At 30.9% G+C, this 16,600-nt stretch carries 16 protein-coding genes; 10 read left to right on the forward strand and 6 right to left on the reverse strand.

Translation table 11 applies throughout. The features are described 5' to 3' along the window. Nucleotides 1-870, reverse strand: coding sequence for a NifU family protein (locus tag EQ921_RS05875; protein ID WP_128148576.1), 870 nt, complete (start codon nucleotides 868-870; stop codon nucleotides 1-3). A 71-nt stretch (nucleotides 871-941) separates the two neighbouring features. Here EQ921_RS05875 and EQ921_RS05880 point away from each other — a divergent pair, with 71 nt between their 5' ends. Then, on the forward strand, nucleotides 942-1,487 hold the full coding sequence (locus tag EQ921_RS05880) for a gamma carbonic anhydrase family protein (protein WP_128148578.1): 546 nt from the start codon (nucleotides 942-944) through the stop codon (nucleotides 1,485-1,487). Between the two features lie 64 nt (nucleotides 1,488-1,551). On the opposite strand, the gene EQ921_RS05885 is transcribed toward EQ921_RS05880, so the two are convergent. Next, nucleotides 1,552-2,493 carry a metallophosphoesterase gene (locus EQ921_RS05885; RefSeq protein WP_128148580.1) on the reverse strand — a complete coding sequence of 314 codons (942 nt, stop codon included), beginning with the start codon at nucleotides 2,491-2,493 and terminating at the stop codon, nucleotides 1,552-1,554. A gap of 12 nt (nucleotides 2,494-2,505) precedes the next feature. After that, entirely contained in the window at nucleotides 2,506-5,325 is a 2,820-nt protein-coding gene (locus EQ921_RS05890) for a TonB-dependent receptor (protein WP_128330954.1), read from the reverse strand. A 270-nt stretch (nucleotides 5,326-5,595) separates the two neighbouring features. Between EQ921_RS05890 and crcB the strand changes: the two genes are divergently transcribed. Then, nucleotides 5,596-5,970 carry a fluoride efflux transporter CrcB gene (gene crcB, locus EQ921_RS05895; protein ID WP_128148584.1) on the forward strand — a complete coding sequence of 125 codons (375 nt, stop codon included), beginning with the start codon at nucleotides 5,596-5,598 and terminating at the stop codon, nucleotides 5,968-5,970. A 63-nt stretch (nucleotides 5,971-6,033) separates the two neighbouring features. Here the strand turns inward: crcB and EQ921_RS05900 are convergent, their stop codons facing one another. After that, nucleotides 6,034-7,593: an Rne/Rng family ribonuclease gene (locus EQ921_RS05900; protein WP_128148586.1), complete on the reverse strand. Its 1,560-nt coding sequence runs from the start codon at nucleotides 7,591-7,593 to the stop codon at nucleotides 6,034-6,036. 267 nt (nucleotides 7,594-7,860) lie between these two features. Continuing rightward, entirely contained in the window at nucleotides 7,861-8,151 is a 291-nt protein-coding gene (locus EQ921_RS05905; protein WP_128148588.1) for an HU family DNA-binding protein, read from the reverse strand. A gap of 97 nt (nucleotides 8,152-8,248) precedes the next feature. Between EQ921_RS05905 and mutY the strand changes: the two genes are divergently transcribed. The 6 genes from mutY (at nucleotide 8,249) to EQ921_RS05935 (ending at nucleotide 13,218) form a co-directional block, all read left to right on the forward strand. Beyond that, nucleotides 8,249-9,244 carry an A/G-specific adenine glycosylase gene (gene mutY / locus EQ921_RS05910; RefSeq protein ID WP_128148591.1) on the forward strand — a complete coding sequence of 332 codons (996 nt, stop codon included), beginning with the start codon at nucleotides 8,249-8,251 and terminating at the stop codon, nucleotides 9,242-9,244. A 47-nt stretch (nucleotides 9,245-9,291) separates the two neighbouring features. Then, a complete protein-coding gene (locus tag EQ921_RS05915; RefSeq protein WP_128148593.1) occupies nucleotides 9,292-9,678 on the forward strand; it encodes a single-stranded DNA-binding protein in 387 nt (128 codons plus the stop codon). 40 nt (nucleotides 9,679-9,718) lie between these two features. Continuing rightward, complete coding sequence (gene gldE, locus EQ921_RS05920; protein ID WP_128330955.1) at nucleotides 9,719-11,053, forward strand: gliding motility-associated protein GldE; 1,335 nt, start codon at nucleotides 9,719-9,721, stop codon at nucleotides 11,051-11,053. Beyond that, nucleotides 11,046-11,624 carry a gliding motility lipoprotein GldD gene (gene gldD, locus EQ921_RS05925; protein ID WP_128148598.1) on the forward strand — a complete coding sequence of 193 codons (579 nt, stop codon included), beginning with the start codon at nucleotides 11,046-11,048 and terminating at the stop codon, nucleotides 11,622-11,624. The genes gldE and gldD overlap by 8 nt, the downstream gene beginning before the upstream one ends. A gap of 4 nt (nucleotides 11,625-11,628) precedes the next feature. After that, nucleotides 11,629-12,924, forward strand: a complete 1,296-nt coding sequence (locus EQ921_RS05930) for a hemolysin family protein (RefSeq protein ID WP_128330956.1) — start codon at nucleotides 11,629-11,631, stop codon at nucleotides 12,922-12,924. Nucleotides 12,925-13,020: 96 nt separating this feature from the next. Next, nucleotides 13,021-13,218, forward strand: coding sequence for a hypothetical protein (locus EQ921_RS05935; protein WP_128330957.1), 198 nt, complete (start codon nucleotides 13,021-13,023; stop codon nucleotides 13,216-13,218). Between the two features lies 1 nt (nucleotide 13,219). On the opposite strand, the gene EQ921_RS05940 is transcribed toward EQ921_RS05935, so the two are convergent. Beyond that, nucleotides 13,220-14,872, reverse strand: a complete 1,653-nt coding sequence (locus EQ921_RS05940; RefSeq protein ID WP_128330958.1) for a M1 family metallopeptidase — start codon at nucleotides 14,870-14,872, stop codon at nucleotides 13,220-13,222. A gap of 53 nt (nucleotides 14,873-14,925) precedes the next feature. Between EQ921_RS05940 and EQ921_RS05945 the strand changes: the two genes are divergently transcribed. Both EQ921_RS05945 and EQ921_RS05950 read left to right on the forward strand, forming a co-directional pair. Then, the gene (locus EQ921_RS05945) at nucleotides 14,926-15,963 is read left to right on the forward strand and encodes a low specificity L-threonine aldolase (RefSeq protein ID WP_128330959.1); all 1,038 of its coding nucleotides are present in this window, start codon (nucleotides 14,926-14,928) and stop codon (nucleotides 15,961-15,963) included. Nucleotides 15,964-16,212: 249 nt separating this feature from the next. Beyond that, a complete protein-coding gene (locus EQ921_RS05950; protein ID WP_128330960.1) occupies nucleotides 16,213-16,590 on the forward strand; it encodes a hypothetical protein in 378 nt (125 codons plus the stop codon). Nucleotides 16,591-16,600 lie beyond the last annotated feature (10 nt).

Genomic DNA, 16,600 nt, shown 5'->3' on the forward strand with positions numbered 1-16,600 from the left:
TTAACCATTGATTGCTTCTACGGCTTCTACTTCATTAGGTAACATTTCTTTAAGAAGACTTTCTATTCCGTTTTTTAAAGTTATTGTAGAGGAAGGACATCCGCTACATGCTCCCTGAAGCACCATATGAGCTGTTTTGGTTTCTTCATCAAAAGATATAAGATCTATATTCCCACCGTCTCCGGATACAGCAGGTAAAACATATTCATCTAAAATTTCTTTAATTTTCTTTTCAATATCAGTAAACTCCTTATTAGCAGTTGCTACAGGTTTAAATGTTGAAAAATTTTTGATTGTGCTAATCTCTTTTCCTTCTCTGAAGTATTCTGAAAGATTATATCTGATTTCCATTGATATATCCTCCCAATCAGTATCGGGTGTCTTTGTGATTGATACAAAATTATCTGAAATAAATACTTCTTTTACATACGGAAATTTAAACAGGTATTGAGCTAAAGGAACTTCAGAAGCTTCATCTGGATTTTTTATCTCAATAATGCCTTCTATAAGTATTTTGTTAGTTACAAATTTTCGTACCGTGTTATTTGGAGTCATTTCAACATATACTGATACCGGCGCTGTCTGCGTTTTTAAAACTACTGAAGGATTCGCTAATAGTTCATCGGCAATTAATTCCTTAATTTCGTCTGAAACCATCTCCCACTCTACCATATCATTTTTTTGAATAGCAATAAAATTCGCTGTAATAAAAATATGAGTAATAAATGGAAGTTGTAACAGCTCCTGTGCTAATGGAATATCTGCTGCTTGCGATAAATCTGAAATTTCATAGCTTCCCTCTACTAATGTTCTTGGAACTACAAACTTTATTATATTTTTATTAGGTGTATTTTCTACTTTTATATCCATTCCTTTTTAATTATTTAACAAAAATACATAACTTGCGCCAACTTTAGAACTTTATGCAATAACATTAACATATGGCTTTATTAAAAAAATTGTTAGACAAAGCTCCTTCTATGGGCAAAGACTGCTTTCTAGCTGAAACTTGTGTTATCATCGGTGATGTTATTATGGGAGATCAGTGCTCTATATGGTACAATGCCGTTATCAGGGGAGATGTCAATCATATCAGAATGGGTAATAAAGTTAATATCCAGGATAATGCTATGATACATTGCACATATCAGAAGTATCCCACATATATAGGTAACAATGTTTCGGTTGGACATAACGCTATCGTTCACGGATGTACAATTCATGACAATGTATTAATCGGTATGGGGTCTATAGTTATGGATAATGTAGTAGTTGAAAGTAATTCCATTGTAGCTGCCGGTGCTATTGTAACTCAAGGTAAACTGGTAAAATCAGGAGAAATTTGGGGAGGAATACCCGCAAAAAAAATTGGAGAGGTTTCTGAAAATTTACAAGAGGGTGAAATAAAAAGAATAGCTAATAATTATATAAAATACAGTAATTGGTATCGTGTACATGAGGAAGATGAAGATGAAAATGGTATATAAAACTTCATATAATTGAATACCCAAAAACTTGTTTTATCGTTTTGGGTATCCAAATTTTTCTTTACTACTTTCTTTTAGTTATTGTATGTAGTACTTCTCCCTTACTGTTAATGAAATATAATTTTAATTCATCTGCGTCTGCAGAAACTAACGAAAACCCTGCATCAGGACTACAAAATACAGTGCCTTCTATAGCTTTTACTTTTCTGCTTTTAGATGCTGAGGTGTTTACAACGTAATCTATATCTGTTCCTTTTAGCTTTATATGCTGAAAATTATGTATATGTCCAGATACATACATATCTACTTTATACTTTCTAAGTATTGGATCCACTCGCTTTTGCATATCTGCTCTTTCTTCATCATCTTTAGGGGTTTGCGCATATATAGGGTGATGTCCTATCACCAGTTTCCACTTTTCTTTTGATGTTTTTAGAGTATTTTCCAGCCATTCTGTTTGTTTTTCAATACTTTGATTAACTGCATCTGGATATTTTTCTGTTTCCTTCCTGTATTTATCTATCAACGGAGTGGTATCCAGATAAATAATACGAATAGATTCATTATTATTTAATGTATACACTTGCGTATAATATCTGGCTGGCATTACCCATCTGCGACTCACCTTAGTGTAATCAAGAACGGCCTGTGTATTTCCTCTATATTCATGATTTCCTAGCAATGGATACCATTGAATCATCAGCTCCGGATGTGAATAAATTAATTCGTAATTGGTCATCCATAAAGGATCATTTATACTGGCCACGCCATCAAAATGATGAACATCTCCGGGAGCTGAAATAAATTCAATATTTATATTTTCAGCCATTTGTCCCATTAATTCTGCAATGGGTTTTTGCTCATAATATCCATTTCTACCTAAATCATTTGCTATGTAAAAATTAAAATGTTTTTTTGTTTGTTCTTCCAGATTTTGTTGTCCAAAACAAAATTGAATCGATACTAAAAGTATCAGCAGGCTTTTTACTTGTTTTTTTATGTTCATTTTGATTATATTTTAAAAATCATATTTAACTCCGAAATTATATGAAGCTTTATAATATTCTAATTGCTGTACTCTGGATTTAATTCCCTGATAGTATCTTAAGGGCTGGTTAGTTAAATTATTTGCTTCTATAAAGATTCTGAATTTTGGGGTGACCTTAAATGTAGCATTCGCATCTACAAACATTTGCTGATCGTAATAACTGTCGTTAAAATCATCAGATCCCAAAACATCAAGATAATCTGAGGTGTAATTTAAGGAAACCCGAGCAGAAAAACGTTTATTTTCCCATGAAAGTGAAGCATTTACCATATGTGGTGCTGAGCCGGGTAATTGCATATCTTTTCTTTCGATTCCATCACTATTCGTTATCCCTTTGGCTTGTGAATGTGTGTAGGTATAATTTAGATATACATTGAAATTTCTTAAAAATTCCGTAGGTAAAAAATCAAGTTTTCTCTGCACCGAAATTTCTACACCATAAACATCAACACTTTTTCCATTTCTTGATTGAGTATAAACCCAGCTTTCATCCGTAGGAACCGGATTAGTTACTCCGGGATAATCATTTGAAAAATTGTCAGACGTATAGTTTATATTTCTGTATTTATATATAAAATCCTTAAGGTTTTTATAAAAAAATCCTGCTGAGATGATACCTACAGATTTAAAGTAGTATTCTCCCATAAAGTCAAAATTATATGAATACGTAGCTTTCAAATCAGGGTTTCCTACAGATATGCTCATATCAGATGAAGATATATTGGTATAAGGTACCAAATCGTAATAATTTGGTCTGGCTAAAGCTGTGGTAAAAGCAGAACGTAATACAAATTTTTTATTAACTTCGTATTTCATATTCACACTTGGTAAAATATTTAAATACGAATTATCTTTTTTTACTTTTTGTGCATCTAAATCTCCACTAATAACATAATTCCCGGTATAATCGATATGAGTATTTTCTGCTCTTACCCCTATTATAAACAACAATTTATCGGTAATATTTTGATCGTACCTTAAATAACCTGCTATAATTTGTTCTTTTGCTTTATAATTTTTAGATAGATATTCATCTGGTTTTAATGCGGAGCTATATAATGCCGGATCATACAATTGGAGGTTTCCCAAATACTCTTTCGAAGCAAACATTCCCGGTACATATTTTGAGCCTGGATTAAAGTTATTTCCATCCCAAAAATGTGTAGATATACCCGATAAGTTTTCCATAGCGTTAATTGGCGTATAAGTATAAAAAATGTTGTTTCTTTCTTTGTCTTTAAACCTTCCTTTCATTCCTACTCTTAATCTTCCTTTCTGACCTGAAACTATGGATAATGGAACCCGAATGTTTATCTTGGCAGAATATTCTTCTTCTGATGTATAATTTCTGTTTTCAGTTAAGGTTCTAAACTTCATTTTATCCATATTCTCATCGACAGAACTTATATAAGGATAATGAGAATCGGTCAAATCTTCATCAATTGTAACTCCTTTTTGTTGAAAATCAATATATCTTTCATTAGGTCTTTCTTCACTCGCTTTTGAATAACTAATTCCCCAATCTAAATCTAATTTATCAGATATTAAATGCTGTCCTTTAATAGCATAATTTTGAATTCGCTGGTCCTCTAAACGGGTATTCTTATTTCTGTCGTTGTTGATTCCTCCTTTGGTTTCACGCCTTATATCGCCCGTAAATCCTTTTATTGTACCATCCGCATTGTATTGTGGTTTTATACTTCTATATCTGGTTCTGTATCTGTTTTCTCTGTCATCTCTCCAATTATACATAATATCTGCTGATATTCTGTTATTATTATTAAATTTATAATCCAGCGAAGAGGAAAAGCTTCTTCTTACCCTTTCAACATCGTATTTCCTTATATCAAATTGCGAAACATATTCCTGACTATTATTGGCTTTTGACCAAGTAGATTCAATATTATCGGAGCCGTAATTTTTTTGTTGATAAGAACCGCTGACTACTACTCCCAGTTTGTTTGAAAAAAATCTGTTTCCATAAATAAGAGAAGCTGAATGGGTTGATTTTTCCCTTATGGGCATATAACCTCCGGACAATGTTAAAGATATACGTTGCTTATTAGGCACTGCCCGAGTAACCAAATCAACGCTACCTCCTATAGCATCGGCATCCATATCGGGGGTAAGAGTCTTATTAACTTCTATAGTTGATATCATATCGGCAGGAATTAAATCCATTTGCACATTACGGTTATCTCCTTCTGCTGAGGGTATTCTTCCTCCGTTAAGAGTCACTGAATTAAGTTCTGGTGCCAATCCTCTGATAATTATATTTCGTGCTTCTCCCTGATCATTCTGCATGGTTATTCCGGGAACTCTTTTCAAGGCATCTCCTATATTAGAATCAGGAAACCTTCCAACCTGATCGGATGATATAACATTACTGATGTTAGAATTATTTTTTTGTTGGTTTAACGCCTTAGCCTGACCTTTTAGCTGATCACCTAATATGACCACTTTCCCTAGCTCGGAAGTATCATCCGATAGTTCAATAAAAAATTCTTCATTCTTACCACTTTGTACTGTGATTTGTTTATTCCAATTTTTGTATCCTAAATAGGTAACAATGAGCTGGTAACTTCCTTCCGGAACATTTAAGAATTCGAAATATCCGTTATCATCTGAAATAGTATAACGACTGTCATCAGAAAGAACTAATTTTGCTCCCGGCAAGGCAAATTTCCCGCTTTGATCCGTTACTTTTCCTGAAATAATACCTCCAGCCTGTGCATTCATAATTACAAAGAACAATTTAAAAAAAAGAGAAGCTATTAATTTGTTTTTCATTCAACTGATTTTAATGTTTTATTCGGCGGTAAAAGTATTCCGGATATGTTTCATTATTGTTTAAAATATGTTAAGATTGAGCTACATATAATTTACTGTTTTAATTATCTGTGCTTTAATCTAACCATTATTACGATTGTTTACTTATACTAAAATTCCTACCTTTGATCTTTGAAAAAGATTATATTGTTATCAATAATTTATATCTTTTTTAACTTTAATTAAAATTAGAATTATCTGATTTTTATAATTCAGTAAATAACAAGTTATATGATTAAAAACATTTTGGTAGTTGGTACTGGTGGAGCTATGGGAACCATTTTACGATACCTTATCAGTGTGTATACTTCTAAACATTATAGTGGAGATTTTCCCATTGCTACTTTTTTTATTAATATAACAGGATGTATGTTAATCGGATTGTTTGTGGGACTTGCTGAAAGAAATCAGCTTATGAATGGTGAAATGAGACTTTTTCTTATTACCGGTTTCTGTGGAGGATATACAACATTTTCTACATTTTCATTAGAAAATCAACAATTGATGCAACAAGGTAATCAGTTTATTTTGTATGCATACCTACTTTCAAGCATAATTGTAGGGATTGCAGCAGTATATATTGGAGGATATTTATCCCGAATCTAAAATATTGGTTAATTAGATAAAGAATACATCTGAATTATTTAACAGGTTTTATTGTTATTAATATTAATTTGAGTATTTATGCAATACTTCTTTTTTATCATTCAGAATTTGAAATTCCAAATATTTAAAACTATCGCGAGGAATAATTTTAATCCAACGTTTATATTTAAAAAACCATTCGTTTCTTATGCTTTTTAGTCCTTTAGTAAGATAAGCGGCTACAAAGGGATGAACATGAAGATAGATTCTTCCTTTCTGGCTAGTAATAATATTACTAATATTCTCCTGAATCCTGTCTATCAGTACTATTGGTGATTCTATCTTTCCATTAGGATTGGGGTTATCTTCAGTAGTATTTAGTTGTTTTTGCGGACGTACTCTTTGGCGGGTAACCTGTATTAAACCAAATTTGCTTGGTGGCAATATTTTGTGTTTAGCTTTATCATCTTTCATCACTTCTTTCAGATACTCATAAAGTTCTTTTTTATGTTGTGATGAAATCAGATCTATAAAGTCTATAACAATTATTCCTCCAATATCACGCAATCTTAATTGTCTTGCTATTTCAGCAGCTGCAAGCTTATTTACATGTAGAGCGGCATCTTCCTGCGTTTTCTGATTAGCTGTAACGTTTCCGGAATTTACATCAATAACATGCATTGCTTCTGTATGCTCAATAATGAGATATGCACCTTTAGACTGATGAATATTTACATGTTTTCCAAATAGTTGCTTTATCTGCTTATCAATATTATAATATTCAAATATGGGAATATGAGAATCGTAATATTTGACAAGTTTAGATTTTTCAGGAGCTATTACACTTAAATAATCCTGCATTTCCTGTGCAAGGTTTTCATCATCACAAGTAATACTAATGAAATCTTCATTGAAATTATCCCTGAGAATAGAAGAAGCTTTATCTAGTTCTCCAAGAATCTTAACCGGTGGTTTTCCTTTTTTAATATTCCTATAACATACAGAGTTCCATTTATTTAACAGATAACGAAGATCGGACTGTAATTCTTCTGCTGTTTTTCCCTCCGCCACAGTTCGGATAATAAGGCCAAAACCTGAAGGTCTGATTTGATCTCCTACTTTTCTTAAACGGTCTTTCTCTTCAGAGGTAGAAATGTTTCTGGATATAGAAGTTTTAGAAGCAAAAGGTATTAATACCAAATATCTTCCTGCTAACGAAATTTCGGAAGAAATACGTGGTCCTTTAGTGGATATAGGTTCCTTAGTAATTTGAACCAAAATTTCCTGATTGGGAGCTAATACGTTTTGTATTAGTCCATCTTTATTAATATCTTCCTCAAAAGAAAAAGAAGTAAGCTTCGGAGTATTAATTTTTCCGGCAGAAACTCCTTTAATATACTTTAATGAAGATTTCACCTGAGGCCCTAAATCATGATAATGTAGAAATGCGTCTTTAGGATAACCTATATTAACAAAGCAGGCATTAAGACTGGGAGCTAATTTTTTAACTTTCCCCAATATAATGTCTCCTACTGTAAAATTGCTTCCTACTTCATCTTCATGTAATTCCTGAATCCTTCCTCCTTCTAAAATGACAATTTTTACTTTTCCTTCTTCGTATGATACTACTAATTCCTTACTCATTTTTCATCTTCTATATTAACCTTCTAAATTCCTTAATTTGAACAAAAACATTCTTTACCGTTTTATTTCATTTAAAAATCTGGTAAAGAATGCTTAATATTTTTAAGTTTTTTAAAACTTGTTTTTTGTATGTGAAGAAAATTATCTGTTTTTCTTTTTATGACGATTTAATCTTCTTCTTTTCTTTCTCTTGTGAGTCGCCACTTTATGACGTTTTCTTTTTTTTCCGCTTGGCATATTTTTTCTAATTTATTATTAATTAATTATTTATTTAACCTTTACGTTAGATTTTACGTTTTCTACAAAAGATTTAGCCGGTTTAAAAGCAGGTACGTTATGAGCCGGAATTTTAATTGTGGTATTTTTAGATATATTTCGTCCCGTTTTAGCTGCTCTCTTTTTAATTAAGAATGTTCCGAAACCTCTTAAATAAACATTATCACCTTTAGTCATGGCAGTTTTAACCTCATCCATAAATACTTCAACGACCTTCTGGGTCTCAGCTTTTTCAAGCCCAAGTTTATTTGAAATCGAGTTTACGATATCCGCTTTTGTCATACGTGTAAATATTATTTTCTATTATACTTTTATTGAATTTTGAGATTGCAAATATAATACTATTTTTGAAAAGAAAAATTTATAAACATTTAAAAGTGTGAATTTTATTAAACTCTTAGAAAACTGGTACAAAATAAATAAACGTGATTTACCCTGGAGGGAAACATTGGATCCTTATAATATATGGATTTCAGAAATAATTTTTCAACAGACCCGTATAAATCAGGGATATAACTACTACCTGAACTTTATAAGCAAATTTCCTACTCTTGATAATCTTGCAAAAGCTACAGAGGATGAGGTTTTGCAATCCTGGCAAGGTTTAGGTTATTATTCCCGTGCCCATAATCTTCACTTTTCAGCGAAATACATTTGTTCGGAATTGAGAGGTAGATTCCCTTCTACTTTTGCTGATATTCTTACTCTTAAAGGTGTAGGAAAATATACGGCTGCAGCTATTGCTTCAATTTCTTTTCATGAAAAAGTTCCTGCCATTGACGGAAATGCATTTCGTGTATATTCCAGATTATTTAATTGTAATAAAGATATAAGTAAAGCATCCACTTTTACTTATTTTTTTAATTTAATGACTCCTTTAATGCCTGAGAACCCAGGAGATTTTAATCAGGCTATCATGGATCTGGGCTCCTTAATTTGTACTCCTACGAATCCCTCTTGTCCGAAATGTCCCGTCCAAACGGAATGTTTAGCACATAAAAATAACACCCAATCTACACTTCCGGTAAAAACTTCAACCTTAAAAATTAAAGACGAATCTATTCATTATGCTTACTTTAACTGTGCTGGGAAATTTTTACTAAAAAAAAGAGATAATAAATCTATATGGAAAGGATTGTATGAATTTCCTCTGTTTATAGATGAGTATAAAAAGGAATACGAAATTATTAACACAGAGAAACTTCATCATAAACTTAGTCACAGGAACTTATCCATATCCATATCCGAATTTAGCATAAAAGAAAAGGCTCTTTATGATATTGCAAATAAAATTCAAGCAATAGTTTTAACTAAAAAAGAATTAAAAAGTTATGCTATGCCAAAGCCTCTGGAAATTTTTTTACAATATAATTAATATTTTTATTACTTTTGCTTAATAATGAGAACAATTAGACAAGTAAAATGAGTACATCTGTTAATAAGGTCATTTTAGTAGGTAACTTAGGTACTGACGTTAAATCGCATAGATTTAGTGATGGTAATGTAGTTGTAAATTTTCCGGTTGCCACTTCTGAAAGCTACATGAACAAAGAAACCGGAGAAAAAGTAGATGTTACTGACTGGCACAATATAACAGCTCGAAATAAGTTGGCAGAACTTTGTGAAAAATTTCTAAAAAAAGGAAGTAAAGTGTATATTGAAGGTAAACTGAAAACCAGGAAGTTTGAAGATAACGGTATAACTAAACATATTACTGAAGTTATTGCTGATAATATTTTATTCTTATCTAACCTTCTGGGCAAACAATCTGAAGGTGAAAACGAAGAAGACAATCATTCTGAATTTTAATTTGCTAAAATAAAGTAATTGAAACTTAATTTTTTATTATATGGATGACCCTGAGCCCACGAGTTTATTGTTAACCATTTTCCCACAAATTCCTGCTCAATTATATATAATTACGGGAATCTTATTTTTATTGCTTTTTTTAATTTTTATATCCGCAGGATCTGAAATTGCTTTTCTATCTTTGTCTCAAAAGGAACTTGAAAAATACAAGGCAGAATTTTCAGCTCAAGTAGATGCTATACTTAAAATCAAAAACAATCCACAAAAACTCTTATTTACATTATTAATATTTAACACGCTGATATATGTAGGAATATTATTTTCTTACACTCAAATCAGCCAGGTACTGATATCTGTTTTTCATTACTCGCAATCAGTAAAAATTACTACGGATCTTATTATTCTTACTTTTTTAATTGTAATATTTGGCGAGCTTGTACCTAAGTTTTATGCAAGAAGGAATGCTTTTGCCTATAGTTGTAAATTTATTGGTTTTATAAACACTATAAGTTTTATTCTAAGTCCTGTCACTTTATTATTTATTAAAGCTTCAAAAATTCCCAACAAATTTATAAAAAATGACAATCTTATAGGAGTTGATAACCTTACTAAAGCATTGGAAATAGCTTCGGAGGATAAGAACACTTCTATAGCTGAACAGAAAATTCTTGAAGGAATTGTAAATTTCGGTACTATTGAAACACGGCAGGTAATGACTCCGCGAGTAGATGTTTTTTCTTTACAAAAGGATTTAAAATTTACAGAAGTGGTGGAACAGGTATCTCAAAACGGTTATTCAAGAATTCCCGTATATAATAAAGATATTGATGATATCATAGGAATTCTTTATGCAAAGGATTTAATTCAGTATCTTAACACAGAAAATTTAGAATGGAACAACCTTTTGAAAAAGCCATATTTTATACCTGAAAATAAAAAAATCGATGATTTACTTTCCGATTTTAAAAATCGTAAAATGCATTTAGCTGTTGTTGTTGATGAATACGGTGGGACTTCAGGTATTGTTAGCCTTGAAGATGTTATAGAGGAAATAGTAGGAGAAATAAATGATGAATTTGATGATGAAAGCATTGTTTACTCCCAAATAGATTTAAATATTTATGTTTTTGAAGGAAAAACATCAGTTATAGATTTTTGTAAAGTGATGGATATCGATGAAAAAATATTCGATGAAGTAATTGGTGATGCTGATACATTGGCTGGTCTTGTTTTAGAAATTGCAGAAGAATTTCCTAAAAAATTACAACGTATTTATTTTAAAAATTTTATTTTTCAGGTTGAATCTTTAGATAGAAAAAGACTGAAACAAATTAAAATAACCCGATTAGATAATCTTGTGAAAAGTGATGCTTAGCAATAATAACAGAAAATATTACATACCATTCTTTCTTTTTTTCATCTTCTTTTATGGATGTAAAAAAGAAGAGTATATTCCTAAACCGGAAGGACAGGTAAGATTGGAGTACCCTACCCCCAACTATCAGCTATTCAGCCCGGAAAATTGCCCCTTTGAATTTGAGTATTCAACGTTAGCTAAAATTCAGGACAGAAATAAAAATTGCTGGTATAATATTAATTATCCGAAAATGAAAGGTACCGTATATTTAACTTATTCGCCGGTAACCCATAATATATATGATTTAATTAAAGAAGCTCAAAAGCTTGTTAACGAACATAAAATAAAGGCTAATTCTGTTAAAGTAAAGTCTTTTATGTATCCGGAAAAGAAAGTTTACGGAAATATTTACAGACTCGGGGGAGAAACTGCCTCTAACATACAATTTTATGTAACTGATAGTACCCGGAATTTTCTTTCCGGAAATGTTTACTTTAAAGTTCAGCCCAAACCGGACTCTTTGCAGCCCGCTATAGAATACATTGAAAAAGACGTAATACGAATGATAGAAACCACTACCTGGAAATAAAGTTATGGAAATAATAATACTTTTACTTTTAACACTGATTAACGGATTTTTTGCAGTCTCGGAAATTGCATTGGTGTCCGTAAAAAAACAAAAATTAGAAAATAAAGCCAAAAAGGGAAATAAGAAAGCACAAACAGTTCTAAAACTCTTGGAGAATCCTGAGGATTTTTTATCTTCTATACAAGTGGGAATAACACTTATAGGAATTGTATCTGGTGCCTATGGTGGAGCTACTTTGGTAAAATATCTGGAACCTGTATTTAACTCATTTTCCTTTACAGCAGGATACTCATTTCAGCTGGCCTATTTTGTAGTTATTGCTGCAATTACCTATATATCAATAGTTTTTGGTGAGTTAATCCCAAAAACTTTCGGACTAAAACAACCTGAAAAAATTGCACTTATTGTAGCTCCTATTATTAAAGTTTTTTCAATTTTAGTATACCCGTTTGTTAAAATTTTATCTTTTTCGACCTTCATTTTTAATAAAACATTTAAAATTTCTGAAGGCGAAGGTGAAAAAATATCTGAGGATGAGCTTATTTACATGCTTAAAACTGCTAGTTTACAGGGAGTTTTAGAAAAGGAAGAAAGTGAACTTCATCAGAATGTATTTGTTTTTTCTGAACAAAAAGCGAAAAGTTTAATGACCCATAGAAAAAAGGTTGAATGGATAAATTTACAAGATCCTGCGGATGTGATTGAAGAGCAAATGAAAAATAGTAACTTTACGAAGTTTCCTGCTTGCGACGGAAATCTGGATGAAGCAAACGGATATATTGCTATTAAAGATTTTTATGAAAATTTCAATTCACCAGATTTTAACATTCATTCTATTGTTAAGAAACCGATTTTTATTCCTGAAAACATGCATTCTGTAGATATTTTACAGGAATTCAGAAAAAATAAACAACATATAGGCTTTGTTGTTGATGAATACGGTTCTTTTCAGGGTATAATTACGATTCAGGATATGATTGAAGGTATTATCGGAGATATGCCGGAAAGTGAAGAGGAAGATGATGAAATCGTTCAAAGAACTGATGGTAGTTTTCTTATAAACGGAAACACGAGTATACGAGATTTAAACTCATACTTCGATGAAACCATTATAGAAATAAATGATGATGAATATGTCACTCTAGCCGGATTTATAATTTATCAAATGGAATATATTCCTGAAATAGCAGAAAAGCTTGATTATAATGGCTTTTCTTTTGAAATTGTTGATAAGGACGCAAATCGTATTGATAAAGTTTTAATGACACGAATTGAAGACAAGCCCATACCGGAAGAATAAGATATTATGATTTATACCTTATATTGTTCTATTTTTTTGATTTTTATAGCTTTATCTTTTAGATTATATAAAATATTACTGAAGACTACCGACATCATGAAATATATGTTTTATACTATATTTTATGTTGTCGGTATACTTATAACTTTTCAGGTAGTCGAAAAAATCGTTAATAACCTGTTTGTTCCTACCGAAAAGGAAAACGGATTTATGCTTCTGGTTTATCTTCTAACAACTATGATAGGATTTATAAGTGTAGCTATAATTACTATAAAAAAACTGAAAAAAAAATAATTTATTCTACCTTACTTAATTTTATGTAATAGTTATCATCTACATAAAATTCGGAATTTTTCAATTTTTCAGATATTTTCTTTTGCTTCCATTGCCCTGAAGGTTTTAATTCTCCAAAAGATGTTTTTACTTTATAAGAAAATCCGGTAACGACATGATTCCATCGATAGAATATATAATTATTTTTAAAATAATACTCTAAAACCGGAATATCTACTGTTCTCAGATATTGATCAAAAAATTTTGAAAAATTTATTCCTGATTTTGCAGATATATAATCTTCAATCTGTCTGGATGAAACAGTCTGATGATAAAACTCTTTATTTAGTCCTCTAAGAATATTTCTGAAAATTTTATCATTGTCTATTATCTGCCTTAGTGTATGTATGACATTAGCGCCCTTTGCATACATATCAACACTCCCTTCTTTATTAACCCCGTAAATACCTATGATAGGTTTGTCATTGAGTATTGAGGCTCTTTGTCCTATTACATATTTATCAGCCAATTCTTTACCATAATGATACTCAGTAAAAAGTGTTTCTGAATAGGTTGTAAAGGCTTCATGTATCCACATATCTGCCACATCAATATTAGTTATATTATTACCAAACCATTCATGTCCAGATTCATGTATAATAATAAAATCCCATTTTAAACCTACTCCTGTACCACTTATGTCCCCTCCTTTATAACCGTTTTTATAATCATTGCCATAAGCTATTGCGCTCTGATGCTCCATTCCTAAATGTGGAGACTCAACAATTTTATATCCATCTTCATAAAAAGGATACGGTCCAAACCAATATTCTAATGCCTGAAGCATTAGCTTAACCTGCTCAAATTGCTTGCGTGCTTTTTCAAGGTTATATGGTAAAACCCAATAATCCAAAGTTAGCAATCCTTTTTCTCCTTTATATGTGTCTTTAAAATTCACATACCCTCCTACATAAGGTACTATATTATAGGAATTAATAGGATTTTGAACTTTCCATGTAAAAACTTCTTTTAGCTCCCTATCTGAACCAAAATTAACTTCAAACTGATTTACAAATCTACCATTGGCTATTCCTTTCAAATTACGCTCAGTAACAATTGAAATTTCCATTCCTTCCTCCGGTTCATCTCCAAGATAATCTTTACATGGATACCATAAACTGGCTCCTATCCCCTGACAAGCGACTGTCATCCAAGGGAGATCATTTTTATCTTTAGTAAAAATCCACCCTCCATCCCAGGGAGCATTTTGTGCTATATGTGGTTTTCCACTAAATTGTATAATTATTTCATTATTGAAAGAATTGTTCTTAAAATACTTTTTTAAATCTAAAAAATAAAAATTCCCTTCTTTTCTAAAAGAGATCGTATCTTGATTAGCTGTGAGTACATATCTAATTTGCATAGGCTCCTGCAAATCTAGTTGCATAACGGATACTGTTTTTATATCAAATTTAATCCGGTTGGTACCTGCTAGAGATTGTTCGGAAAAATCAGGTACTATGCTTAAGGTATATTTTTTCACATTCCACCAATCTCTGAATGATGTATTACTTCCTCTCAACGTATCTTGATGCGTAAGCTTTTCAATTGGAGTAAAAAGTTGTCCATTGAGCATGAATGAAGTAAACAAAAGAATAAAACAGATTTTTTTCATACTCAAATGTATAAAATAGTAACTTTACTTAAATATAAAAAAACAAAAAACTTATGTCGTTAATCTATAGTTTTGCAAATGATTATAGTGAAGGTTGCCATCCTTCAATACTTGAAAATTTAACCGTAAGTAATTATCAACAATTTAGTGGATATGGTGAGGATCCTTATACCTTAGAATCTTCAGAAATAATCAGAAACAAAATAAACAATTCCAAAGCTGATGTTCATTTAATAGCTGGTGGAACCTTGACAAACTTACTAGTACTTGGCGCAATATTAAAACCTTTTGAATCTGTTATATCAGCTGAATCCGGACATATTAACACTCATGAAGCAGGAGCCATTGAAGCCACCGGTCACAAAATTGAAACTGTACTTACAACTGATGGTAAACTTTCTCCGGAACTTATCCTTCCGGTATTGAATAAATTTCCTCCTTATCATACGGTAAAACCTAAAGTTGTTTATATTTCTAATTCTACTGAACTGGGTACTATATACAAAAAGAATGAACTTATTAAGCTTTATGAATTCTGCCGTGAAAACAATTTATTGCTTTATTTGGATGGTGCCAGACTTGCTTCAGGGATGGCTGCTTCTTCGAATGACTTAACCCTTGAAGATATAGCAAAATATACTGACATTTTTTACCTGGGAGCCACTAAATGCGGAGGGCTTATTGGGGAAGCACTCATAATTACTCACAACGATTTAAAAACAGATTTTAAATATCATATTAAACAAAGAGGTGCTATGCTAGCTAAGGGAAGATTATTGGGTATTCAGTTTTATTCTTTGCTTAAAGATGACTTAATATTTAAACTTGCTCATCATTCAAACCTGATGGCAGTAAAACTTACCTCTGCTTTTAAAGAAAAGAATTTTTCTTTTTTAACAGAATCGCATACCAATCAGATTTTCCCTATTTTACCTAATTCATTAATCAACAAACTTCAAAATAAATTCAATTTTTTCATTTGGCAACCTTTAAATACCGATAAATCTGTTATAAGGCTTATTACATCATGGGCTACTTCTGAAAAAGCAGTTGATGAATTTATAAATGAAATTTCTGATTTTACATTATAATGATATATTAATCAGATAAAATTCTGAAAAATAAATAGCTTATGACCAATACTCAAAACTTATTTAAAACTAAATGCTTCAGATTTAAATAAAAAAAAGTAATTAATGATTTATATAATAAGAATAAGTTTATTCTTTCATTTAATAAACTTACTGTTTTCCTGCAATAAACAGAAGGAGCAAAAAAATATAGTCCCAAAATTAGATTTCGTAATTAGTGACTCTTTAAATAAATTAATTTTTCAGGAAATGGAAGAATTTTCAAAAGGACGTAATTATAAATTAATTAAGTTAAAATACCAAAAAAAAGCAAATATTGACTATATATTAGTTTCAACTTCTGGTGATTATATACAAGATTCTATTTTATACTGTCAAAAAATAAATAATAAACTAGTTTTTGTTTATAAAAGCAGCAATCCTGAGATAAATAAGATTTTTTACTTAAAAGCAACCAGTGATACAATACCAAAAGGCTTTGAAAAATATAAATTTACTATTCCACTTATTTATGATCCTTTTTATAAAATATTCAAAGTTTTAAAAAAAGATTCTATAGTTCCTTACAATGAGAAATTTGAGGATAGTTTATTTATATCTCTAGAAATACCTATATTTTACAAATAATAAATTAATA

Origin of the sequence: Apibacter sp. HY039 (genome assembly GCF_004023655.1) — a bacterium.
Lineage (GTDB): Bacteria > Bacteroidota > Bacteroidia > Flavobacteriales > Weeksellaceae > Apibacter > Apibacter raozihei.

Excerpts from the sequence above, each read along its gene's own strand:
- EQ921_RS05875 (WP_128148576.1), bottom strand. The coding sequence starts at position 870 with ATGGATATAAAAGTAGAAAATACACCTAATAAAAATATAATAAAGTTT.
- EQ921_RS05880 (WP_128148578.1), top strand. The coding sequence starts at position 942 with ATGGCTTTATTAAAAAAATTGTTAGACAAAGCTCCTTCTATGGGCAAA.
- EQ921_RS05885 (WP_128148580.1), bottom strand. The coding sequence starts at position 2,493 with ATGAACATAAAAAAACAAGTAAAAAGCCTGCTGATACTTTTAGTATCG.
- EQ921_RS05890 (WP_128330954.1), bottom strand. The coding sequence starts at position 5,325 with ATGAAAAACAAATTAATAGCTTCTCTTTTTTTTAAATTGTTCTTTGTA.
- crcB (WP_128148584.1), top strand. The coding sequence starts at position 5,596 with ATGATTAAAAACATTTTGGTAGTTGGTACTGGTGGAGCTATGGGAACC.
- EQ921_RS05900 (WP_128148586.1), bottom strand. The coding sequence starts at position 7,593 with ATGAGTAAGGAATTAGTAGTATCATACGAAGAAGGAAAAGTAAAAATT.
- EQ921_RS05905 (WP_128148588.1), bottom strand. The coding sequence starts at position 8,151 with ATGACAAAAGCGGATATCGTAAACTCGATTTCAAATAAACTTGGGCTT.
- EQ921_RS05915 (WP_128148593.1), top strand. The coding sequence starts at position 9,292 with ATGAGTACATCTGTTAATAAGGTCATTTTAGTAGGTAACTTAGGTACT.
- gldE (WP_128330955.1), top strand. The coding sequence starts at position 9,719 with ATGGATGACCCTGAGCCCACGAGTTTATTGTTAACCATTTTCCCACAA.
- gldD (WP_128148598.1), top strand. The coding sequence starts at position 11,046 with ATGCTTAGCAATAATAACAGAAAATATTACATACCATTCTTTCTTTTT.
- EQ921_RS05930 (WP_128330956.1), top strand. The coding sequence starts at position 11,629 with ATGGAAATAATAATACTTTTACTTTTAACACTGATTAACGGATTTTTT.
- EQ921_RS05935 (WP_128330957.1), top strand. The coding sequence starts at position 13,021 with ATGAAATATATGTTTTATACTATATTTTATGTTGTCGGTATACTTATA.
- EQ921_RS05940 (WP_128330958.1), bottom strand. The coding sequence starts at position 14,872 with ATGAAAAAAATCTGTTTTATTCTTTTGTTTACTTCATTCATGCTCAAT.
- EQ921_RS05945 (WP_128330959.1), top strand. The coding sequence starts at position 14,926 with ATGTCGTTAATCTATAGTTTTGCAAATGATTATAGTGAAGGTTGCCAT.
- EQ921_RS05950 (WP_128330960.1), top strand. The coding sequence starts at position 16,213 with ATGGAAGAATTTTCAAAAGGACGTAATTATAAATTAATTAAGTTAAAA.